A 22,715-nucleotide genomic window follows, 5' to 3' on the forward strand; every position below is an offset into this window, starting at 1 on the left:
GCCGCCACGGCCCTCACTCGCGCGACGTGATCACGCTCCCAGCTTCACTACGCGGCCTTCGCGCCACGACAGCGCCGCCGCCTCCGCAAGCTCCAGCGCCTTGAGGCCGTCGGCCACGCTCGTGCGCACGGGCGTGCCCTGCGTGAGAGCCTCGTAAAAATGCGCCATCTCGCGCGCATAGGCGGCCCGGTAGCGCTCGAGAAAGAACGCTTCCGGCACGTCCCGCGCCACCGCTCCTTTGGTCCACGACACCACCTCGGTCGGCGTCATGTTGCCTGCCTGAAGCATGCCCGCGCTGCCGAGAATCTCGAAGCGCTGGTCGTAGCCATAGGCCGCGCGCCGCGACGTGTTGATCTGGCAAAGACGGCCGCGCTTCGTGCGGATCGTGACAGCAGTGGAGTCGATGTCGCCCGCGTCGGCGATGGCGGGGTCCGAGAGACAACTGCCCGTCGCATGCACAGTGTCGGCTTCGTCGTCGAGAATCCAGCGGAAGATGTCGAAGTCGTGGATCAGCATGTCCTTGAAGATGCCGCCCGAGCGCACGATGTACTCCACCGGCGGCGCGCCCGGGTCGCGGCTCGTCACGACCAGCATCTCGGGCGTGCCGATCTCGCCGCCATCCAGACGCGCCTTGAGCGCCGCAAAAGTGGGATCGTAGCGGCGCTGAAAGCCGATCATGGCCACCACGCCCGCGCGTGCCACCGCGTCGGCGCATTCGCGCGCGCGGCCGATCGCAAGATCGACCGGCTTCTCGCAGAAGATATGCTTGCGCGCCGCCGCCGACTTCAAAATCAGTTCGGAATGCGTATCGGTCGATGAGCAGATCACACTAGCATCGATCGAGGCGTCGCCGAGCGCGCCCTCCACATCGGCTACCTGAGCGTCGTGCTGCGCCGCGAGCGCGGCCGCTGCCTCGCGGTTCACATCGACCACGTACTTCAGGCGCACGCCGGGCTGGCGCGCGAGGTTCGCCGCATGAATCCGGCCGATGCGGCCCGCGCCGAATACTGCAACATTGCATGTTCCTGCTTCAGTCATCGTATTCTCCAGGGTCGGTCGATTCTTCCACGTTGAGTTCGAGCCGGTACGCGAGTGCAACGAACAGCGCCTGGCACAGGCAAAACGTGCTCGTCAGCGAGCGGAACGCGAATGCGCTCCCCTCCTTCACATAGAGTTGCGCGTCGGCGTGTCGCGCGAGCGGCGAAAGTTGGCTATCCGTAATCACCAGTGTCTTCGCCTGATGCTGCTGCGCCACGCGCAGGCAGTACTGCGTCTCCTTGCCGTAAGGCGCGAAGCTGATGGCGATCACCACGTCGCCTTTCTTCACGCTGCGGATCTGCTCGTGATACATGCCGCCGAAGCCCGACACGAGATGCACGCGCTTTCTCGTGTGCTGCAATGCGTAGACGATATAGCTCGCCACCGCGAACGAGCGGCGCACGCCGATCACGTAGATGTTGTCCGCGTGCTCGAGCATCTTCACCGCGGCGTCGAACTGCGCATCGTCGAGTCCGGCCTCGAGTTCGTCGAGCCCATTGCGGCACGCGCCGATGAATTCGCGCGCGACCGCACCGCCGAGATCGGGGCTCGCGCTGCCGTCTTTCGCCTCGATCAACTGGCGTATGCGCTGCTGGTAGCTCGTGGGCGACGCCCCCTGCCCCGCATAGGCCTGGCGGAACACCGCCTGCAAATCGGAGAAGCCCGAAAAGCCGAAGCGCTGCGCGAACCGCACCACCGCCGACGGATGCACCGAGCAGCTCGCGGCGATGTCGCTCGTGCGATCCATCATGACGCTCGCGCGGTTCTGCTCGATATAGTTCGCGACGCTCTTCAACTGCCGCGGCAACGCCTCGTACTCGTGCGCGATGCGCTGCATCAATTCGTCCACGCCTGCTACGGCGTCGCTGGTTTCATCGGCCATGATCGTTTTTCCCTGTTGCTTGCTGCAGTGTGGCAAACCCCTGCCACGAAGCCCTGCTGGCCCACGCATGCATGGCATGCCGACGGAGCCGATTATAGGCAGCGGCGCACACGATTGGAACAAATTTTCCATTTTTATTTGCAATGAAATTTCTGTTGCAACTCGCCAGACGATCGCCTACTCTTGTCGTTGAGCGAAGCGGCAACGCAAGCCAGGAAGTCAAGCCGAGAAGCGCGCGTCGCTCACCCCAAGAACGAACGACAGACCGAGAAAGGTGGAGACAATGACGCAACGCAAGGGCAAGACCATGCTCCGAAGGTTGGCCGCAGCGCTCACGCTGGCAGCGGGACTGAGCGGCTTGAGCGCGCTGGGTGCGCAACCGGCGCAGGCCGCCGACGCGCACTTCGTGCTGATCAGCCACGCGCCGGATTCGGACTCGTGGTGGAACACCATCAAGAACGCCATCAAGCAGGCCGACGAAGACTTCAACGTCGAAACCGACTACCGCAATCCGCCCAACGGCGACATCGCCGACATGGCGCGCCTGATCGAGCAGGCCGCCGCGCGCAATTACGACGGCGTCGTCACCACCATCGCCGACTACGACGTGCTGAAGAATTCCATCGGCAAGGTCACGGAAAAGAAGATCCCGCTCGTCACGATCAACTCCGGCACCGAGGACCAGAGCGCGAAGCTCGGCGCAATCATGCACGTGGGCCAGCCCGAATACGTGGCGGGCCACGCAGCCGGCGAAAAGGCCAAGGCTGCGGGCGTGAAGTCGTTTCTCTGCGTGAACCACATCGCCACCAATACGGTGTCGTTCGACCGTTGCCGCGGCTTTGCGGACGCCATCGGCGTGAACTACAAGACCTCGACGATCGACTCGGGCCAGGACCCGACCGAAATCCAGTCGAAAGTGAGCGCGTATCTGCGCAACCATCCGAACACCGGCGCGATTCTCACGCTCGGCCCTGTGCCGGCGGCAGCCACGCTCAAGGCGGTTCAGCAGATGGGCCTCGCGGGCAAGATCTACTTCTGCACGTTCGACTTCTCCGATGAAATCGCCAAGGCGATCCGCGCGGGCACGATCCAGTTCGCCATCGACCAGCAGCCGTATCTGCAGGGCTATATCCCGGTGGCCGTGCTCGCGATCGTGAAGAAGGAACATACGACCGACCCGGCGAAGATCCGCCAGATTCTCGAAGCCAATCCGAAGTTCAAGCAGCGTCTGGACACTTACGGCCTGCAACCCTCGTACGGACCGCGCAATATCCGTTCGGGTCCGGGCTTCATCACCCGGGAGAACCTCGACAAGGTCGTGAAGTACGCGGGGCAGTACCGCTGATCCCGCAGGTTCGAAACGTCTTTTGGTCAGCAAGAGACCGCACCTGGCGCATACCAGGTGTGGTCGAATCAAGGAGCCATCATGGGTGTAGCCGGCAAACACTTCCCCTCGCATGCAACGGACGACACACAGGACCCGCGCGCGGGTCAGCCGTCGTCAGCGGGGCCTGGCGCGACCGACGAGCGCGTGCGGCGCGAATCGTGGTTCGGGCATCTGCTCGGCCGCCCCGAATTTGCCGCGATTTCCGGCACCGTGCTCGTGTTCGCCGTGTTCGCGATCGGCGCGGGCGGCTCCGGCATGTTCGACCTCGACGGCGTGATGAACTGGTCGCAGGTGGCCGCTTACTTGGGCATCCTCTCGGTTGGTGCGTGCCTGCTGATGATCGCCGGCGAATTCGACCTCTCGATCGGCTCGATGATCGGCTTTGCCGGCATGATGGTGGCCATCCCCACCATGTACTTCCATTGGCCCATTGCGCTGTCCATCCTGTTCGCGTTCGCGGGCTGCATCGCGTTAGGCGCATTGAACGGCTACCTCGTGATGCGCACGCGGCTGCCCTCGTTCATTGTCACGCTCGCGTTCCTGTTCATCCTGCGCGGCCTCACACTCGCGCTCTCGATCATGTTCGCCGACCGCACCATCGTCTCCGGCGTGGGCGACGTCGCGAAAGCCGACTATGTGACCAACCTGCTCTTTCACGGCACGGCGTTCAAGGGCCTGTTCGTGGCGCTCGCGCACATCGGCATCGGCAAGATGCTCGACAACGGTCAGCCGCTCGTGCCGGGCGTGCCGAAGGTCATTCTCTGGTGGTTCGCGCTCGTGGCCATCGGTGCGTTCACGCTCGCCAAGACGCGCTACGGCAACTGGATCCTCGCCGTGGGCGGCGACGCCAACGCCGCAAAGAACGTGGGCGTGCCGGTCAAGCGCGTGAAGATCGCGCTCTTCATGCTCACCGCTTTCTGCTCGTGCCTGTTCGCCGTGCTGCAAGTCTGCGATATCGGCTCGGCCGCAGCCGACCGCGGCCTGCAAAAGGAGTTTGAAGCCATCATCGCCGCAGTAATCGGCGGCACGCTGCTCACGGGCGGCTATGGCTCGGTGATCGGCGCCGCGTTCGGCGCGCTCATCTTCGGTGTCGTGCAGATCGGCATCACCTACACGAACATCGACTCGGACTGGTTCCGCGTCTTCCTTGGCGTGATGCTGCTCATCGCCGTGCTTTTCAACCACTATGTGCGCCGCCGCGTCGCGCAATCGTAAGCCGGAGGCCGACATGAACCAGACTGAAAGCGCAAATGCGAACAGCGACACGATCCTCGCACTGGAAAACGTCAGCAAGTACTTCGGCAAGGTCATCGCGCTCAACGGCGTCACGCTGCGTCTGAAGCGCGGCGAAGTGCACTGCCTGCTCGGCGACAACGGCGCGGGCAAGTCCACGCTCATCAAGACGCTAGCCGGCGTGCACGCGCCTACCTCGGGCCAATATTTAGTGGACGGCAAGCCCGTGCGCTTCGATTCGCCCAAGGACGCGCTCGACCTCGGCATCGCAACGGTCTATCAGGATCTTGCACTGGTGCCGCTGCTCTCCGTGGCGCGCAACTTCTTCATGGGCCGCGAACCGCAGAAGAAGCTTTTTGGGTTCATCAACGTGATGGATCTGGATGCGAGCGCAACCATCGCGAAGGATCGACTCTCCGAAATGGGCATCAACGTGCGCGACCCGCATCAGGCCATCGGCACGATGTCGGGCGGCGAGCGCCAGTGCCTCGCGATCGCGCGGGCGATTCACTTCGGTGCACGGGTGCTGATTCTCGACGAGCCAACGGCCGCGCTCGGCGTGAAGCAGAGCTTCAACGTGCTCAAGCTGATTCATAACGCGCGCGCCAAAGGCATCTCGGTGATCTTCATCACCCACAACGTCCACCACGCGTACCCGATTGGCGACTCGTTCACACTGCTCAATCGCGGCCGCTCGCTCGGCACGTACACGAAAGACACGATCAGCAAGAACGAAGTGCTCGACATGATGGCCGGCGGCGCGGAGATGCAGAAGATGATTGCCGAGCTCGACGGCGCGACCATTTGAATACGTGCGGGACCGAATACGACAGGAATGCACATGGCTCTCCCCAGCACCTCCCCTTCGCGCTTCGCGAGCGCGCGCAGCCGCGACATCGTCTGCCTCGGCCGGCTCGGCGTGGATCTCTATGCGCAGCAGGTGGGCGCGCGGCTCGAGGATGTCTCCACCTTCGCCAAGTATCTCGGCGGTTCGTCGGCGAACATTGCCTTCGGCTGCGCGCGGCTCGGCCTGAACGCGGCCATGCTCACGCGCGTCGGCGACGACCATATGGGCCGCTTCCTCACTGAAACACTCGCCAAGGAACGCTGCGATACGAGCCACGTGCGCATCGACCGCGAGCGGCTCACCGCCCTCGTGCTGCTCGGCTTGAAGGACCGCGATACCTTTCCGCTCATCTTCTATCGCGAGAACTGCGCCGATATGGCCGTCGATGCGGGCGACTTCGACGAAGCCTTCATTGCCTCGTCGAAAGCGCTGCTCATCACCGGTACGCACTTCTCGACCGAACATGTGAACCGCGCGAGCCTCGCCGCGCTCGACTACGCGCGCCGCAACAACGTGCGCACCGTGCTCGACATCGACTATCGGCCCGTGCTCTGGGGCCTGACCGGCAAGGCTGATGGTGAAACGCGCTTCATCGCGAGCGCAGGCGTGAGCGAGCATCTGCAACGGATCCTGCCGCGCTTCGACCTCGTGATCGGCACCGAGGAAGAGTTCCGCATCGCGGGCGGCAAGGAGAACCTCCCCGACGCGCTCAAGCGCGTGCGCGAGGTCACGGCCGCCACGCTGCTCGTGAAGCGCGGCCCGCTCGGCTGCCAGATCGTCGAGGGCGCCGTGCCCGATTCCCTCGACACCGTGCCGTTGCAGCGCGGCGTGGAAGTCGAAGTGCTCAACGTGCTCGGCGCGGGCGACGCGTTTGCGGCGGGCTTTCTTTCGGGCTGGCTGCGCGACGCGCCGCTCGAGGACTGCGCCCGTGCGGCCAATGCGTGCGGCGCGCTCGTGGTCTCGCGCCACGGTTGCGCGCCTGCCATGCCCACACCTGCAGAGCTCGACTATTTCCTGCGCGAAGCCGCAATGGACCCCGTGCGCATGCGCCGCCCCGACCGCGACGCGACGCTCGCCCGACTGCATCGCGTGACGCCCGCGCGCAAGCGGTACGATGAAGTGCTGGGTTTCGCATTCGATCATCGCAACCAGTTCTTCGACCTCGCCCAGCAAACCGGCGCCAGCGAGGCGCGTATCTCGCACCTGAAGAACCTGTTCGTCGACGCCGTGGCGCAGACCGAAAGCGAGCTCGGCCTGCAAGGCCGCATCGGCGTCCTGATCGACGACCGCTACGGCCAGGACGCGCTCAACGCGGCAACCGGGCGCGACTGGTGGATCGGCCGGCCGGTCGAACTGCCGGGCTCGGTGCCGCTCGTGTTCGACCATGGCCGCTCGATCGGCACCACGCTCGCAGCCTGGCCCATCGGGCATACGGTGAAGTGTCTCGTGCAGTTCCACCCCGACGAGCCCATCGAGCAGCGCCTCGAACAGGAAGCGCAGCTATGCGCCCTCTACGACGCGGTCCAGGCAAGCGGCCACGAACTGCTGCTCGAAGTGATTCCGCCAAAGCTCGATGGCGAGCCGAACGCCCCCGACACCGTCTATCGCGCGCTCAAGCGGCTCTACAACGTCGGCCTCTACCCCGAGTGGTGGAAGCTCGAACCGATGGACGCGGCGCAGTGGCGCGAGATTGACGCGCTGATCGCCGAACGCGATCCGTATTGCCGTGGCGTGGTGCTGCTGGGCCTCTCGGCGCCCATCGAGCAATTGACGAGCGGCTTTCGCGCGGCGGCGGCTTCGCAGACGTGCCGCGGCTTCACGGTAGGACGCACGATCTTCTACGAGCCGAGCCTCGCCTGGCTCGCGGGAGAAATCGACGACCAGGAACTGGTCGCGCGCGTGCGCCGCGCCTTCGAGGCGCTGATCGCGGCTTGGCGCGCAGCGCGAAGCGAGGTACGAGACCCGACACAGCAGCGCGATGCTCACGCCACGCATGAGGAGAAAGCAGCATGAATCAGCGCATTGCTCCCAACGCTGGCACATCACAGACAACGCCCGACGCCCAGCCCAATACCCCTGCCGCTACGGTGCGCCTCACCACGGCACAGGCACTGGTGCGTTTTCTCGCGGCGCAGCGCGTAGCCTGCGATGACGGCTCAGGCCGTACAGAGCCGCTGTTCGGCGGCGTGTTCGCCATTTTCGGGCACGGCAACGTGGCGGGCCTCGGCGAGGCGCTTTATCACTATCGCCACGAACTGCCCACGCTGCGCGCGCACAATGAGCAAGCGATGGCGCACAGCGCGATCGCCTATGCAAAGGCACATTTCCGCCGCCGCATGATGGCCGTCACGACCTCGATCGGTCCAGGCGCCACCAACCTCGTGACAGCCGCCGCGCTCGCGCACGTGAACCGCCTGCCGCTCCTGCTGTTGCCCGGCGACACGTTCGTCTCGCGCGAACCCGACCCGGTGCTTCAGCAAGTCGAAGATCCTCATGATGGCGGCGTCTCCGCCAATGACGCGCTCAAGCCGGTGTCGCGCTATTTCGACCGCATCGTGCATCCCGCGCAGTTGCTCACCGCCTTGCCGCGCGCACTGCGCGTGCTCACCGACGCTGCGCAGTGCGGCCCGGTCACGCTCGCGCTGCCGCAGGACGTGCAGGCCATGGCGTGGGACTATCCCGCGAGCTTCTTCACACCGCGCCTCGTGAACTTTCATGCGAATGTGCCAGTGCAAAGCGAGATCGACGCGGCGCTTGCGCAACTGCATCGCGCCAAGCGTCCGCTCATTGTCGCGGGCGGCGGCGTGCTCTACTCGCGGGCCGCGGCTCAACTCAAGGCGCTCGCCACCGCGCGCGGCATTCCGGTGGCGGAAACGCAGGCGGGCAAGGGCGCGCTCGCCTGGGACGACCCGCTCAATGTGGGCGCCATCGGCGTGACGGGCTCGCCCGCCGCGAACGCGCTCGCGCGCGACGCCGACTGCATCCTCGCGGTGGGCACGCGCCTGCAGGACTTCACGACCGGCTCGAATTCGCTGTTCGCGCACGCACACGTGATCGGCGTGAACGCGAATGGCTTCGACGCGCTCAAGCACAACGGCCTGACCGTGGAGGCCGATGCGAAGCTCGCGCTCGCGGCACTTGGCGACGAGCTCCTCAACTGGCGCGCGGACGCGAACTGGACCGCCTGCGCGCGGCGCCTCGCCGACGAATGGCGCGCAAGCGTGGACGCGCTCACCCACGCGCCGCAGGAGCGTCACAGCCTGCCCTACGATGCCGATGTGATCGGCGCCGTGCAGCGCTCGTCGAGCCGTTCGTACACTGAAGACATTGTCGTATGCGCGGCCGGCACCCTGCCCGCCGAACTGCACAAGCTCTGGCGCGCAGGTCAGCCGGGCGCGTACCACGTCGAATACGGCTACTCGTGCATGGGCTACGAGATCGCGGGCGGGCTGGGCGCGAAGCTCGCGCGGCCCGATCGCGAAGTCATCGTCATGGTGGGCGACGGCAGCTATCTGATGATGAACAGCGAGATCGCCACCTCGGTGATGCTCGGTGCGAAGCTCATCATCGTCGTGCTCGATAACCGTGGCTATGGCTGCATCAACCGGCTCCAGCAGGCCTGCGGCGGCGCGCCGTTCAACAACCTGTTCGAGGACTGCGCGCAAGGGCCGCTCGGCGCGCCGCGCATCGACTTCGCTTCGCACGCGCGCGCGCTGGGCGCGCAGGCCGAGCACGTCGCCAACATTGCGGAACTCGAAACCGCGCTGCAACGTGCGCGCGCGGCCTCACGCACCTACCTCGTCAGCATCGACACCGACCCTGCACGCACGACCGAGGAAGGCGGCTGGTGGTGGGAAGTCGCCGTGCCCGAGGTATCGACACGTGCTGCCGTGCGCGAAGCGCGCGAGCACTATGACGCGCATCTCGCTGCGCGCGGCCGGCGCGAGCGGACCGGCGATGCACAGCCCGCGACCCCATCCAGGCATGACGAGACGGAACCCACATGAGCGCATTCGACGTACGCATCGGCATCAATCCGCTGTCGTGGATGAACGACGACCTGCCCTCGCTCGGAGGCGAAACGCCGCTCTCCGTGGCGCTCACCGAAGGGCGCGAGATCGGCTACGAAGGCTTTGAGCTCGGCAACAAATTCCCGCGCGAACCGCAGGCGCTCAAGGCATTGCTCGCGCAATACGATCTGTCGCTCGTGTCGGGCTGGTACTCGGGCATGCTGGCGCATCGCAGCGTGGCGGCGGAGATCGAGGCCGTCGGCCCGCATCTGGATTTGCTCGCGCAAAACGGCGCCACCGTGATGGTGTATGGCGAAGTCGCCGATTCGATTCAGGGTGCGCCGCGCCCGCTCTATCAGCGCCCGCGCTTTTTCAGCGAAAAGCAGTGGGACGACTACGCCGCGCGCGTGGAGGGGTTCGCGCGTCATACGCTTTCGCGCGGCGTGCGGCTTGCGTATCACCATCACATGGGCGCGTATGTGGAGACGCCCGCCGACGTCGACAAGCTCATGGCGCGCACGAGCGACGCCGTGGGGCTGCTGTTCGACGCGGGCCATATCACGTTCGCGGGGGGCGACCCCGTCGTGGAACTCGACAAGCACATCGCGCGCGTCTGCCACGTGCACTGCAAGGACGTGCGCCCCGCCGTCGTGAAGCTCGCACGCAACCGCAACTGGAGTTTCCTCGACGCGGTGCTAGCGGGGGCCTTCACGGTGCCCGGCGACGGCGCAGTCGACTTTCCGGCGATCGTCGCGCGCCTGAAACAGCACGGGTATCGCGGCTGGCTCGTCGTGGAGGCCGAGCAGGATCCGGTGATCGCACCATCGTACGAGTATGCACAAAAGGGTTACCGCACGCTGCGTTCGCTGATCGATTCGCCCATTGATTCGGATCACCAGGAAAGTGGCACAAGCAAGGAGGCAGCATGAGCCTGTTGGTCAAGGCCGAGCGCGAAGGCCAGACGATCGCGCGCGTCACGCCCGCCACGGCGGGCTGGCGCTATGTCGGCTTCGCCGCGTACCGGCTCGCGGCGGACGAGTTGGTCTATGTCTACGAGACGGACCGCGAAAGCTGCATCGTCGTGCTCTCGGGCGCCGTGAATATCGAAGCAGACGGCAGGCAGTATTCGAATCTCGGCTCGCGTGACAGCGTATTCGAAGACGCCGCGCCGTACGCACTCTATCTGCCGCCCGGCGTGAAGGCCACGGTGCGCGCCACCCGCGAGGCCGAGCTGGGCGTGGCGAGCGCGCCCGCACAGGGCACGCTGCCGGTGCGGCTCATCGAGCCCTCACAAATGAAGCGCTCCACGCGCGGCAAGGGCGCGAATACGCGCTACGTCTGCGATATTCTTCCGCAGACTGAACCGGCGGAATCGCTGCTTGTAGTGGAGGTGCGCACGCCCTCGGGCCATTCGTCGAGCTATCCGCCGCACAAGCACGACGCCGACCGCCTGCCTCAAGAGAGCGCACTGGAGGAGACCTATTACCACCGGCTCAATCCGCAGCAAGGCTTCGCGTTCCAGCGCGTCTATACCGACCTGCGCGATCTCGACGAGACCATGGCCGTGGAGGATCACGACGTCGTGATGGTGCCGCGCGGCTACCATCCCGTGGTCGTGCCGTACGGCTATGACTCGTACTACCTGAACGTCATGGCCGGTCCCAAACGCGAGTGGCACTTCCACAACGATCCCGCGCACGAGTGGATCATCGAGCGCGACGCGAAGTGAGGCAATGTCACGCGAGCTGAAAAGTGTTCACGAGACGTTTGAGCACCTTGGCCTGATCGTCGAGCGACTGCGCCGCCGCCGTGGCCTCTTCCACCAGCGCGGCGTTCTGTTGCGTGCCTGCATCCATTTGCGTCACCGCGCGATTGATCTCCTCGATGCCGGAGCGCTGCTCGCTCGACGCCGCCGAAATTTCGCCGATGATGTCGTTCACGCGCTTCACGGCCGACATGACTTCTTCCATGGTCCGGCCCGCGTCGCTGGCGAGCGTCGAGCCGTTCGCCACGCGCGCGACCGAGTCGGTAATCAAGGCCTTGATCTCTCTCGCCGCCGCGGCGCTGCGCTGCGCGAGATTGCGCACCTCGCCCGCGACCACCGAGAAGCCGCGTCCCTCCTCACCCGCCCGCGCCGCTTCGACCGCGGCATTGAGCGCCAGAATGTTGGTTTGAAACGCGATGCCCTCAATCACACCGATGATGTCGGCGATGCTCTTCGCGCTCTCGTTGATCTCATTCATCGTGGCCACCACGCGGCCCACCACGGCGCCCCCCTTCTGCGCGATTTGCGAAGCGTTGCCGGCCAGCGTGCTCGCTTGCTGCGCGTTTTCGGCGTTCAGGCGGACCGTGGAGGTCAACTGCTCCATGCTGCTCGCGGTGCGTTCGAGCGCAACGGCCTGCGCCTCGGTGCGGTGCGAAAGATCGAGATTGCCCGTTGAAATCTGTCCCGATGCAGCGGCAATCGCTTCCGCGCTCGCGGCGATCTCGGCCACAGTAACCGAAAGCCCTTTCTGCATGTCCCGCAAAGCGCCCAGCATGCTGGACGCGTCGCGCGCGTGAACCTCGACCGGCTGTGCGAGATCTCCCGAAGCAATACGCGCGGCAATGGCCTTCGCATGGGCGGGTTCGCCGCCGAGTTGGCGCGCGAGTCGCCTCACGACCCATTCGCTCACGACGAACGCGAGCACGAAGAGACCCGCCGTCGCCGCAGCGATCATCACGAACGACGATTCGTAGATGAACGCCGACGCCGCGATCGTCGCCTTGGCGGCAGCGCCGCGCTGTGCAACGAGCCGATCGACGAGCGTTTCGAGCTTCTCTGTTTCGACGAGCAGCGACACGTCCCGCGTGCCGACTTGCCAGTTCATCTGCGATAGGTCGAGCGGCTGCGCCTTCACCAGCGTGACAAACTCGCGCAATTGCCCGCTCCATGTTTGCACCGCCGCCGCGAACTGCTTTTGCTGGGCAAGCGCGTCACTTCCCGACTGAGCCGAATATTGTTCGAGCACTTTCATTTCGGTCACGAGCGCGGCAAGATTCTTTTCGATGTCGGCGCCCAGATCGTCGCGCTCCTTGGCGGTGGTCGCCGTGAGCAGCATTTTCTGCGCGCGGCTCGCCCGCAGCACCTGAGCGCGCGCTTCCTCCGCCGCACGGCTGGCAATGTGGCCCTGCTCGTAGATCGATTCTGTTGAATCGTTCAGACGACTGATCTGCGCGAGCGAAAATGCGCCGATAGCCAGCGTACCGGCCAGCACCACCGCAAACGCAACGCGCAACATCGTCTTCACCGAGAGCGCCCTGCCCGCTCGCGCATCTTGCGGCACGAAACTGGCGTGCCGCCGTCCCTGCAATGCAGCTTTCATGTCTTGACGGTCTCCTTCTTGTTGTCCGGCTGCACGAGAGATTTCCCCAAGTCCGCCTCGACCCCGTCTACGGCAGATTTGCCAAAAACTTTAGCGCGGCGTGCGTCAGGCGTTCGCAATTTACCCATGAGCAAGACGTCTGCACTTCAATCAAGCAATTTCCATATCAATACAATAATTCAGACTGCATATTAATTGCGATAACGAAATTTTTATCCCGATTCAGATACCCAATATGCAGAATGATTAAATTAATTTGGCAACTTGATAATCATCATAAATTTTATCGATTGCCAACCCTCCCCTGACAATCGGCATTACTCTGTCACCACTATATCCAACACATGAAAAGCGGAATGCATTCCGTAGAAAATCTCAGCTTTTAATGCCGAAGCCCCTTGGCCTCCAGCACGCACATCGATTCACATAAAGCAAATCAAGAACGATCGAGACCAAACCTCACGATATCTCGATTGCGAAATATTTAGCCTCTTACTCATAAAGATATTTTTATTAACAAAAAAATATCCAACGTTCATCTGAATTATGGGGAAACACCGTGTGAATACCGATCAGGATTACCCGCTTACCGCCCCGCTCATGGCGCCCGAATCAGCGGGTGCGAGTGAATCAATGGACGATTGCGGCGAAAACCTCGAGTACGACGCGGCGTTCATCGGACTTGAACGTACTGTCGCCGGCGTTGGCGATCAGCAATATGGAGACACGGTCATTGCTGCTGTCGCGCCAGATTGGCATCTCGTCAAGCAACAGGCAGAAGCTCTGCTGCAACGCTCGAAAGATCTGCGCGTCGTGGCGTGGCTCACCCGCGCGTGGATGGAATCCGCCGGATTGAGGGGGTACGCGAAAGGCCTGGCGCTGACTGCTGACCTGCTCGACAGCCATTGGGATGGCGTGCACCCCCGTATTGCACTCGACGACGACGGGCAACCCGACCCGTTCTATCGCACGAATGCGCTGCAAGCGTTCTTCTCACCGGAAGCCCTCGGTGCGCGCGCTCGTGCAGCGAGCCTGCTGCTGGTGCGCGGTGTCGACCTTTCACTGCGCAAAGTGTCGGCACTGCTAGACGGCTCGACCGAACAGGAGGGCGGCGTCACGCGGCAGGAATTGTGCGTGGCGCTCAATGCACAACGGGCCTCGCTCGACGTCGTAGACGAACTGCTCGCTCATATCGAGAATCTCCGCCGCACCGTGTCGGGCCATCTGGACGAGACATGGGCGCCCGACACGAGCGCGGTGGAAAAGCCTTTGCGTGCCGTGTACTCGCTACTGGCGGAAAACACTGCAGATAACGCTGCGGCTGCGCAATCAAACACGACTGCAGCGGCAACGTCACCGGCTGCAAGCAGCAGGCTACTCGCAGACTCGGGCCATGCCGGCGAAGTTCGCTCGCGAGACGACGCGAGCCTGCTGCTCGAAAAGGTCTGTCTCTATCTCGAAGCCTGTGAACCGGCTCACCCGTCGTCGTTGCTGATCCGCCGCGCTCAACGCCTGCTACATATGACGTTTTACGAAATCATTCGCGACATGACGCCTGAGGCCATTCCGCATATCGACCTGCTGGCCGGCCTCGGTGGCAACGCCGTGGCGCAATCCTAGCCATCGATCTTCATGATCAAGCACCTCCCTTATTTATAGGACTCCGAAGATGAGCGATTCGAAATCAACCGGACAAAAATTCATTGGGCGTAATCGCGCACCGCGGGTTCAGATCGAATACGACGTCGAGACCTACGGAAGCAATCAGAGCGTAGACATTCCGTTTGTCATGGGCGTGCTATCGGACCTCGCGGGCAAATCCAACCGGCAGCAGCCCAGCCTGGAACAACGCAAGTTCCTCGAAATCGACGTTGATAATTTCGACGACCGCTTGAAGTCGGTGCAACCGCGGGCGGCCTTCCACGTGCCCAACGAAATCTCGGGCGACGGCCACCTGGCCATCGATCTCACCTTCGAGTCGATGGAAGACTTTTCGCCGGCGAGCGTCGCGCGCATGGTGCCCGAGCTGAACCAGTTACTGATGGCCCGGCGCCAGCTTTCGAATCTGCTCTCCTACATGGACGGCAAGAGCAATGCCGAAGCCATGCTCATGCAAGCGCTGAAGAGCCGCCCGCTGCTCGAGTCGATCGCGCGCCTTACCGACCAAGCCGCCGCCAAAACCCCGGTCCCGGATCAGGACCAGCCAACGGGTTCGCCGTCGGACGGCAAAACCGAAGCCTGACGAAACCAACTGCACAGCAGCCCATCCACCCGCCTTCCGGTGAAACGCACATGAAGACTGCCGAAGCCATACTGCAAACGACGACCATCGACTTTCCATCGCACGATGAGTTCGCCGTCGCGCTCGTCGACGAACTGAATCCGCGCAGCGACCGCGCGCGCGAAGCCATTGACGCAGCCGTCAAGACACTCGCTTTTCAGGCGCTCGAAAACGCGGTTGTCGTATCGGACGACGCTTACCAGACGATCCAGACGATCATTGCGGAGATCGATCGCAAGCTCTCGAATCAGATCAATAGGATCATCCACCATGAGGAGTTCCAGCAACTCGAATCCGCATGGCGTGGCCTGCATTACCTCGTGACGAACAGCGAGACGAACGAGCAGTTGAAGATCCGCTATATGCCCGCCACGAAAACGGAGCTCAACCGCTCGCTGAAGCGCTACAAGGGCGTCGCGTGGGACCAGAGCCCGATCTTCAAGAAGATCTACGAAGAAGAATACGGCCAGTTCGGTGGCGAACCGCTTGGCTGTCTCGTGGGCGACTATTACTTCGACCACGGACCGCAAGATGTGGAAATGCTCGGTGAGATCGCGAAAATCTCGGCCGCAGCACACTGCCCCTTCATTAGCGGCGCGTCGCCGGCCGTGATGCAAATGGAGTCGTGGCAGGAACTGTCGAATCCGCGCGATCTAACCAAGATTTTCCAGAACAGCGAATACGCTGCATGGACGCATCTGCGCAAGTCCGATGATGCGCGCTACCTCGGCCTGACAATGCCGCGCTTTCTTGCCCGCCTGCCCTACGGCGCGCGCACGAACCCCGTGGAGGCATTCGACTTCGAGGAAGACGTCGACGGCGCAAACCATGACCGCTATGCATGGATCAACGCCGCATACGCCATGGCGACCAACATCAACCGATCGTTCCGGAATTTTGGCTGGTGTACAGCGATTCGCGGCGTCGAATCGGGCGGCGCTGTGGAGGATTTGCCGGCACACACGTTCCCGACCGACGACGGCGGCATCGATATGAAATGCCCGACCGAAATCGCCATCAGTGATCGTCGCGAAGCCGAACTCGCGAAGAATGGCTTCATGCCGTTCGTGCACCGCAAGAACTCCACCGTTGCGGCATTCCTCGGCGCACAATCGCTGCAAAAGCCTGCTGAGTACCACGATGCGCTCGCCACCGAAAACGCCAAGCTTGCCGCGCGTCTGCCCTATATCTTCGCTTGCAGCCGCTTCGCCCACTACCTGAAGTGCATCGTGCGCGACAAGGTGGGTTCGTTCAAGGAGCGTGGCGAGATGGAAGCGTGGCTCAACGACTGGATCATGCATTACGTCGACGGCGATCCCCAGAATTCCTCGCAGGAGACAAAGGCGCGCAAACCGCTGGCCTCCGCGCGCGTCGTCCTCGAAGACATGGAGGACAACCCCGGTTATTACAGCGCCAAATTCTTCCTGCGCCCGCATTATCAGCTCGAAGGTCTTACCGTATCCCTACGGCTCGTCTCGAAGGTTCCCGCACTCAACGGGGCCGCCGGTTGAGCCACTTCGTGACGTCCCTTCTCAATCAATAGGAGATCGAAATGTCTGTAGATATGTACATGCTCGTCGATGGCGCCAACGGCGAATCGAAGGATGCCAACCATAAAGGCTGGACCGACATCCTGTCGTATTCGTGGGGTGCGAGCCAGCCCGGCTCGATGTCGACCGGCGGCGGTGGCGGCATCGGCAAGGTCAGCTTCGACGACCTGACGGTGGAAGCCTATGCCGACAAGGCAACCCCGGCCATTCTCAAGTACTGCGCAAACGGCAAGCACCTCCCGCAGATCCAGTTGTCGATCTGCAAGGCGGGCGGTTCGCAAGTCGAGTATAAGCGCGTCACGCTCACGGATGTTCTCGTCGTCGCGGTCCAGCAAAATGCCGACCAGAACTCCGAAGCCGTGAAGATCACCTACCGGTTCCAGGCGGCCAAGGTCAAGCAGCAGTATTGGGAGCAGACCGACCAGGGCGGCAAGGGCAGCGAAAGCGTGCTCTCCTGGAACATCAAGGAAAACCGCGAGATGTAACTCGTCTTTAGTTTTCTGCATCATATTTAGTTATACAAACAGTGCGGGCGGCGTGCCGACCGCACTGTCCGGCTTCTTTTGTATCGACCACCATGAGTCACGTCACGATGCCGCACTCCGCAGCGCTCGAAGATATCCAGCGCCGCTACCCTCCCTGCCTGTTCGATCGACTGATCTCGGGCCGTGAGCCGATGCGCCCGGCAAACGACGCCAGACGCAAGTCGCTCCACGAAGCGGTGCTGCGCGATCTCGCATGGCTGCTCGGCAGCATCAATACGCGCGGCGTGAACAATCTGCGCGACTTCCCGCAGATCGCCACATCCGTGCTCAACTTCGGCATTCCGGCGCTGGAGCACGTGACACTGCAAGCCGAGGCCGCACGACTGCTCGAGGTCGAGGTGCGCGAGGCAATTGTGCGCTTCGAGCCGCGCCTCACCCGCGACTCCCTCGACGTTCAATGCCGGCCGGCGACCACGCCGGGCGGCCAACCTTGTCTTGAACTGCGTATCGAGGGCGACTTGATCACTCTGCCTAATCGCACCCGAATCGTACTCGTCGCGGATTTCGTCGAGGCAGGCGAAGGGCTCGTGTTCAGGTCGCGAGGCAGCTCATGACCCACACGCGCCTGCTTGATTACTACAACCGGGAGCTCGGCTACCTGCGCGAACTCGGTTCGGAATTCGCCTCTGCGTTTCCCGGCGCCGCCGCCCAGCTCGGCATGCGCGACACACAGACTGCCGATCCGTTCGTCGAGCGCCTGCTCGAAGGTTTCGCGTTTCTGGCCGCACGCATCCACCTCAAGATGGATGCCGAGTTCCCCCGCTTTTCCGAGCGTCTGCTGGATATCGTCTATCCGCATTACCTCTCGCCGATGCCGTCGATGGCGATCGTGGCGTTGCAACCCAATCTGCTTGCGGGCTCGATGCATTCGGGCTACATACTGCCCGCAGGTTCCGCGCTGAAGGCGCAGCTCGCCGAGGGCGAGCAGACAGCCTGTGAATTTCGCACTGCGCACGAAGTCACGCTGTGGCCGCTGGAAATCGCCGATATCAAATTGCGCGCCGACGCGAGCGCCTTACCGCTCTCGCGCTGGCCGCTCGGTGGCAAGCACGTAGGCGGCGCGCTCCACATCACGCTGCGCGCTCACAGCGTCACTGATATTCGCGAGCTGCCGATCAAGAAACTGATGTTCTTTGCGAGCGCGCCTGATGCGCTCGCACATCCGCTGATCGAGCGCGTGCTTGCACACAGCATCGGCGCGTGCTGCCACAGCGAAGAGGACGGCCCGCAGCACGCCATATGGCTCGGCTCGGACGCCGTCCGCCACGAAGGCTTCGACGCCGACCAGGCCATGCTGCCCTCGCGGCAAAACGCCTTCGAGGGATACCGGCTCTTGCAGGAGTATTTCGCGTTCCCGGAGCGCCTGGGGTTCTTCAGCTTCAACGGTCTGGAGCGTGCATTGCCCAGCCTGCGCGGCCGCGCCTTCACGCTCACGGTGCTGCTCGATGCGGGCTCGCCCGAGCTGGAACGCGCAATCGACGCGCGCAGCCTCGCGCTCCATTGCACGCCTGCCGTCAACCTCTTCGAGCGGCGCACGGATCACATCGCCATTTCGCCATCGCGCCACGAGTATCACCTGGTCGTCGACCGGATGCAGCCTGCCGATTTCGAAATCTTTTCGATCCGCAAAATCACTGGCCAGTCGCAAGCCGGCGCGGCCAATGTCGACTTCTTTCCGTTCTACGGCGGCCCCGAAAGTTCATCGATGCAGCTCGGCCGCTACTTTTCGATGCGTCGCGAGCCCCGGCCCATTGCGCCAAATGCCGCCCGCTCGGCCACTCGCGCCACCTATCCGGGCAGCGAGGTGTATGTGTCGCTCGTGGACCAGCACGACGCGCCCTGGCCTGACGCCCTGCGCCACATCAGTGCCGATGCGCTCTGTACCAACCGTCATCTGCCGTTGTCGATTCCGCAGCACAACACAACCGATTTCACCTTGCGCGCGTCATGCCCCGTGGACACCGTCAAGGTGCTGCGCGGGCCGACCACGCCGCGCGGCGCGCTCGCAGAGGGCGAATTGACATGGCGGCTCATCAGTCATCTGGGGCTCGACTATCTGGGGCTCGCGGATGCAAGCGAAAGCGAGGGTTCGCAAACTCTACGCGATCTGCTGCGTCTCTATGCCGATGGCGCCCGCCGCAACCTGCTCGCACAGATCGATAGCGTGCGCAGCGTCCGAATCACGCCTGCGTATCGGCGCCTGCCGCATCCGGGGCCGGTCATGGTCGGCCGCGGCGTCTGCATCTCGCTGCTGCTCGACGATCTGGCGTTCGCAGGTGGCAGCACCTATCTCTTCGAATCAGTGCTGGAGCAATTCCTCGCGCGGCATGTATCGATCAACAGCTTCAGCGAACTCGCGGTATCGACGCTGCAACGCGGCGCGATCCGGCGGTGGCCTTCACGCATCGGCAGGCGGCCCGCCGTATGAACAGGCCCACGTTCGACACGCCGTCGTGGTGGCACGAGGTCGAAGCCGCCCCCTATGCACACGATCTCTTTCAACTGCTGCGACGGCTCGACGCTCAATGCGCGCCCCATCCGCGTCTCGGGCATGCATGGTCGCCGCGCGAGGAGCCCGTGCGCATCGGCCAACAGCCGTCGCTTGCGTTCGCCCCCGCAACGGTGGCGAGCGCACACGCAAGCGACGGACAGTTGCCCCATTTGTCGATTCTCGGTTTTGGGCTGTTCGGGCCGAACGGTCCCTTGCCGCTCCATTTGACGGAGTTCGCAAGAAACCGCTTGCGCAATCACGACGATCCCGTCCTGTGCGCATTCGCCGATCTGTTCCATCACCGGCTCGCGCTGCTGTTCTACCGCGCGTGGGCCGACGCGCAACCGACAGTGAGCGCAGACCGGGACGGCCATTCATCCTTCGATCGCTACGTCGCGTGCCTCGCGCACATCGGTCTCGCGTCGTTGCCCCACGGGCACATGCCGGGTCCGCACGCGCTCTACGGCATGACTGGCCGGCTGGTTCGCAAATCACGCGACGCGCACGGATTGCAGCAGATGCTGGGCGCGTGGCTCGGCATGCCGGTGCGCGTCGTCGAATGGGTCCCGCAGTGGATCGCGCTCGAGCAAGGGGACCGCGTGACCTTGGGGCCCGCAGCGCCCGGCGCGCGGCTCGGAGGGGGCGCAATGATTGGCGCGGCCGTACGCGACGCGAGCAGCAAGTTCGAGATCCGCGTGGGGCAATTGACGCTCGAGCAGTTTCGCGCGCTGCTGCCCGGAACCGCCACGATGAAAGAATTGGCGGCATGGGTGCGCGCCTATGTCGGCCGCGAGTTCGCCTGGGATTTGCGGCTGGTGCTCGCGAACGACACCATCGCGCCAATCAGTCTGGGCGACACCACGCCGCTTGGCTGGGGCAGTTGGCTCGGCGCGCGAGCGAGCGCAACCGATACGGCGCACAGCGACGAGTCCTGTGCCGACGACTTCGTCTACTCCCCCGAGCACGCTCTCGCAGCCCGCGCAACGCGTCGTGGCAAACCCCATTCGGCTTCTGGCGTAGCGCCATGAATCGTATTGCTTTCCATCACCCGTTACAGGCGTTGACATGACACGCATCGTTACCGCGAACCTGCCCACTGGCTTCGAAACACTGAGCTTCCGTTCGCTCGAGGGCACCGAGAGACTCTCGACCCTCTACACCTTCGACGTGGAGATGGTCAGCCCCAGTGCCTCCCTCGATCTCAACGCGCTGACCGGCAAGCCGCTCAACCTCGCCATCGCCACCCCCGACGGCACGCCCCGCTATCTCGGCGGACACATCATGCGCTGCGAGTTCGCCGGCCGCGAAACCGACACCTCGCGCAGCTACCTCTACTCCCTCACGCTGCGGCCCTGGCTCTGGTTTCTCACCCGGACCGTCGACTCCCGCATCTTCCAGAATCTCAGCGCACCCGACATCCTGCGCCAGGTCCTCCAACCCTACGGCTTCACCGCCGAAACACGTCTCGCCGCGCGCTACCGCACCTGGGACTACTGCGTGCAGTACCAGGAGAGCGACTTCGCATTCGTCAGCCGCATGATGGAACGCGAGGGCATCTACTACTACTTCCGCCACGAGGCCGACCAGCAGGTGCTCGTGCTCATCGACGACATCGCCTCGCACGACCCGCTCCCCCTCTACCCCACGCTGCCCTGGCTCGCGCCCGACCGGCTCGTGCGCGCCGGCGAAATCGGCGTCGAGGACTGGCGCCCCGCCGTCGAGTTGCGCTCCGGCGTCTTCGCCGTCAACGACCACGACTTCCGCAAGCCCCGCGCCGATGTCTCGCAGCGCCGCGCCAACCCGCTCGGCAACGACCACGCCGGCTACGCCAAGTACGACTGGCAAGCGGGCTACATCAACGCCGACGAAGGCGAGCGCTATGCCACCGTCCGGCTCCAGGAAGAACAGGCCGGCCACGCCCAGAGCCGCGCCAGCACCCACGCTCGCACCATGGCGCCGGGCTACATCCTCACGCTCGAAGGCTGCCCGCGCAGCGCCGACAACGTCGCAAACCTGATCATCGCGGTCACCTACCGGCTCCAGGAAGGCGGCTACGCCACCGGCAGCAGCGAGGCCCACTACGACTTCGACTTCGTCGTGCAGCCCACCTCGCTGCCCTGGCGCGCACCGAGCGTCACGCCGGCACCGAGAGCCACCGGCCCTCAGACCGCCGTCGTGGTGGGTCCGGCCGGCGAGACGATCTGGACCGACGAGTATGGCCGCGTGAAGCTCCAGTTCCGCTGGGACCGCTACGGCCAGGGCGATGAAAACAGCTCGTGCTGGGTGCGCGTGTCGAGCGCCTGGGCGGGCAGCGAGTTCGGCGCACTGCAGGTGCCGCGCATCGGCCAGGAGGTGGTCGTCGATTTCCTGAACGGCGAGCTCGACCGCCCGCTCGTCACGGGCCGCATCTACAACGCCGAGCAGATGCCGCCGTTCAACCTGCCGGGCGCGGCCACGCAAAGCGGCATCGTCACGCGCACGCCGGGCGGCACCACGGCCAACGCGAACATGCTGCGCTTCGAGGACAAGGCCGGTGCCGAACAGGTGATGCTGCACGCCGAGCGCAATCTCGACATCTCCGTCGAGAACGATGCCTCGCACACCGTGGGCGGAGACAAAACCACGACTATCAACGGCGACTCGATCACGCAAATCAACGGCAATTCGATCACCCAGATCAACGGCAACCAGGTCAACAACATCAATGGAAATGCGCTGGCCCTGATCCTCGGCACCAATTCGCAGATCGTTGCCGGCAACAACCTGATCGGCACCATCGGCTCCCAGGAGCTGCTGAACACCAACCAGCTCCTTGCCTCCATCGTCCAGGAACTCGTGATCGGCCTGCAGGTGACAGCCGTCGGATCGACGTTTGGCTCCGTGGGCGTAGCCGGCCTGGCAGCCGGCGTCCAGTTGGGCGCGACAGGCATTCGGGTCAATAAAGTCGACACGGCAGTGGACTCGATCGACACCTCGGTGACGCATGTCGGCTGCTCCGTGAAATTCTGATCCCGTCCTTGGGCTCATGAAACTCATCGAACCCGCAAGCATCGACGCTTTTCCTGAGCCACCTTGCTTCCAAAAC

General features: G+C 63.8%; 18 protein-coding genes. 15 read left to right on the forward strand and 3 right to left on the reverse strand.

All coding sequences use genetic code 11. The features are described from left to right. Window positions 1–30: 30 nt before the first annotated feature. The gene (iolG, locus tag PWP93_RS07705; protein WP_421044022.1) at window positions 31–1,038 is read right to left on the reverse strand and encodes an inositol 2-dehydrogenase; all 1,008 of its coding nucleotides are present in this window, start codon (window positions 1,036–1,038) and stop codon (window positions 31–33) included. Then, window positions 1,031–1,921, reverse strand: a complete 891-nt coding sequence (locus tag PWP93_RS07710) for a MurR/RpiR family transcriptional regulator (RefSeq protein ID WP_421023616.1) — start codon at window positions 1,919–1,921, stop codon at window positions 1,031–1,033. Before PWP93_RS07710 ends, iolG begins: the two co-directional genes overlap by 8 nt. Window positions 1,922–2,204: 283 nt before the next feature. On the opposite strand from PWP93_RS07710, the gene PWP93_RS07715 reads away from it, so the two are divergent. The 7 genes from PWP93_RS07715 to iolB all read left to right on the forward strand — a co-directional run bounded on the left by PWP93_RS07715 (window position 2,205) and on the right by iolB (window position 11,127). Continuing rightward, window positions 2,205–3,266: a sugar ABC transporter substrate-binding protein gene (locus tag PWP93_RS07715; RefSeq protein ID WP_421044023.1), complete on the forward strand. Its 1,062-nt coding sequence runs from the start codon at window positions 2,205–2,207 to the stop codon at window positions 3,264–3,266. 81 nt (window positions 3,267–3,347) lie between these two features. Then, a complete protein-coding gene (locus PWP93_RS07720) occupies window positions 3,348–4,523 on the forward strand; it encodes an ABC transporter permease (RefSeq protein ID WP_421044024.1) in 1,176 nt (391 codons plus the stop codon). A 13-nt stretch (window positions 4,524–4,536) separates the two neighbouring features. Continuing rightward, entirely contained in the window at window positions 4,537–5,349 is an 813-nt protein-coding gene (locus tag PWP93_RS07725) for an ATP-binding cassette domain-containing protein (RefSeq protein WP_421023613.1), read from the forward strand. 33 nt (window positions 5,350–5,382) lie between these two features. After that, the gene (locus tag PWP93_RS07730) at window positions 5,383–7,401 is read left to right on the forward strand and encodes a bifunctional 5-dehydro-2-deoxygluconokinase/5-dehydro-2-deoxyphosphogluconate aldolase (protein WP_421044025.1); all 2,019 of its coding nucleotides are present in this window, start codon (window positions 5,383–5,385) and stop codon (window positions 7,399–7,401) included. Next, window positions 7,398–9,395, forward strand: coding sequence for a 3D-(3,5/4)-trihydroxycyclohexane-1,2-dione acylhydrolase (decyclizing) (gene iolD, locus PWP93_RS07735; RefSeq protein ID WP_421044026.1), 1,998 nt, complete (start codon window positions 7,398–7,400; stop codon window positions 9,393–9,395). Before PWP93_RS07730 ends, iolD begins: the two co-directional genes overlap by 4 nt. Further along, window positions 9,392–10,327: a myo-inosose-2 dehydratase gene (gene iolE / locus PWP93_RS07740; protein WP_421044027.1), complete on the forward strand. Its 936-nt coding sequence runs from the start codon at window positions 9,392–9,394 to the stop codon at window positions 10,325–10,327. Before iolD ends, iolE begins: the two co-directional genes overlap by 4 nt. Next, entirely contained in the window at window positions 10,324–11,127 is an 804-nt protein-coding gene (gene iolB, locus PWP93_RS07745) for a 5-deoxy-glucuronate isomerase (protein WP_421044028.1), read from the forward strand. The genes iolE and iolB overlap by 4 nt, the downstream gene beginning before the upstream one ends. Before the next feature lie 7 nt (window positions 11,128–11,134). Here iolB and PWP93_RS07750 read toward each other — a convergent pair whose 3' ends face one another. Then, complete coding sequence (locus tag PWP93_RS07750) at window positions 11,135–12,763, reverse strand: methyl-accepting chemotaxis protein (RefSeq protein ID WP_421044029.1); 1,629 nt, start codon at window positions 12,761–12,763, stop codon at window positions 11,135–11,137. A 561-nt stretch (window positions 12,764–13,324) separates the two neighbouring features. Here PWP93_RS07750 and tssA point away from each other — a divergent pair. The 8 genes from tssA to PWP93_RS07790 all read left to right on the forward strand — a co-directional run bounded on the left by tssA (window position 13,325) and on the right by PWP93_RS07790 (window position 22,639). Continuing rightward, window positions 13,325–14,383 carry a type VI secretion system protein TssA gene (gene tssA / locus PWP93_RS07755; RefSeq protein ID WP_421044030.1) on the forward strand — a complete coding sequence of 353 codons (1,059 nt, stop codon included), beginning with the start codon at window positions 13,325–13,327 and terminating at the stop codon, window positions 14,381–14,383. A gap of 49 nt (window positions 14,384–14,432) precedes the next feature. Continuing rightward, complete coding sequence (gene tssB, locus PWP93_RS07760; RefSeq protein ID WP_421044031.1) at window positions 14,433–15,005, forward strand: type VI secretion system contractile sheath small subunit; 573 nt, start codon at window positions 14,433–14,435, stop codon at window positions 15,003–15,005. 50 nt (window positions 15,006–15,055) lie between these two features. Further along, window positions 15,056–16,555 carry a type VI secretion system contractile sheath large subunit gene (tssC, locus tag PWP93_RS07765; protein WP_421044032.1) on the forward strand — a complete coding sequence of 500 codons (1,500 nt, stop codon included), beginning with the start codon at window positions 15,056–15,058 and terminating at the stop codon, window positions 16,553–16,555. Between the two features lie 41 nt (window positions 16,556–16,596). Beyond that, window positions 16,597–17,079: an Hcp family type VI secretion system effector gene (locus PWP93_RS07770; protein ID WP_421044033.1), complete on the forward strand. Its 483-nt coding sequence runs from the start codon at window positions 16,597–16,599 to the stop codon at window positions 17,077–17,079. A gap of 92 nt (window positions 17,080–17,171) precedes the next feature. After that, window positions 17,172–17,693 (forward strand): type VI secretion system baseplate subunit TssE, encoded by a 522-nt coding sequence (gene tssE / locus PWP93_RS07775; RefSeq protein ID WP_421044034.1) that lies wholly within the window; start codon window positions 17,172–17,174, stop codon window positions 17,691–17,693. Further along, on the forward strand, window positions 17,690–19,567 hold the full coding sequence (gene tssF / locus PWP93_RS07780) for a type VI secretion system baseplate subunit TssF (RefSeq protein ID WP_421044035.1): 1,878 nt from the start codon (window positions 17,690–17,692) through the stop codon (window positions 19,565–19,567). The genes tssE and tssF overlap by 4 nt, the downstream gene beginning before the upstream one ends. Then, window positions 19,564–20,658 carry a type VI secretion system baseplate subunit TssG gene (gene tssG, locus PWP93_RS07785; protein ID WP_421044036.1) on the forward strand — a complete coding sequence of 365 codons (1,095 nt, stop codon included), beginning with the start codon at window positions 19,564–19,566 and terminating at the stop codon, window positions 20,656–20,658. The genes tssF and tssG overlap by 4 nt, the downstream gene beginning before the upstream one ends. 37 nt (window positions 20,659–20,695) lie before the next feature. Further along, entirely contained in the window at window positions 20,696–22,639 is a 1,944-nt protein-coding gene (locus PWP93_RS07790; protein WP_421044037.1) for a type VI secretion system Vgr family protein, read from the forward strand. The last annotated feature ends 76 nt before the right edge of the window (window positions 22,640–22,715 follow it).

The organism is Paraburkholderia sp. A1RI-2L (genome assembly GCF_048957375.1).
GTDB lineage: Bacteria > Pseudomonadota > Gammaproteobacteria > Burkholderiales > Burkholderiaceae > Paraburkholderia.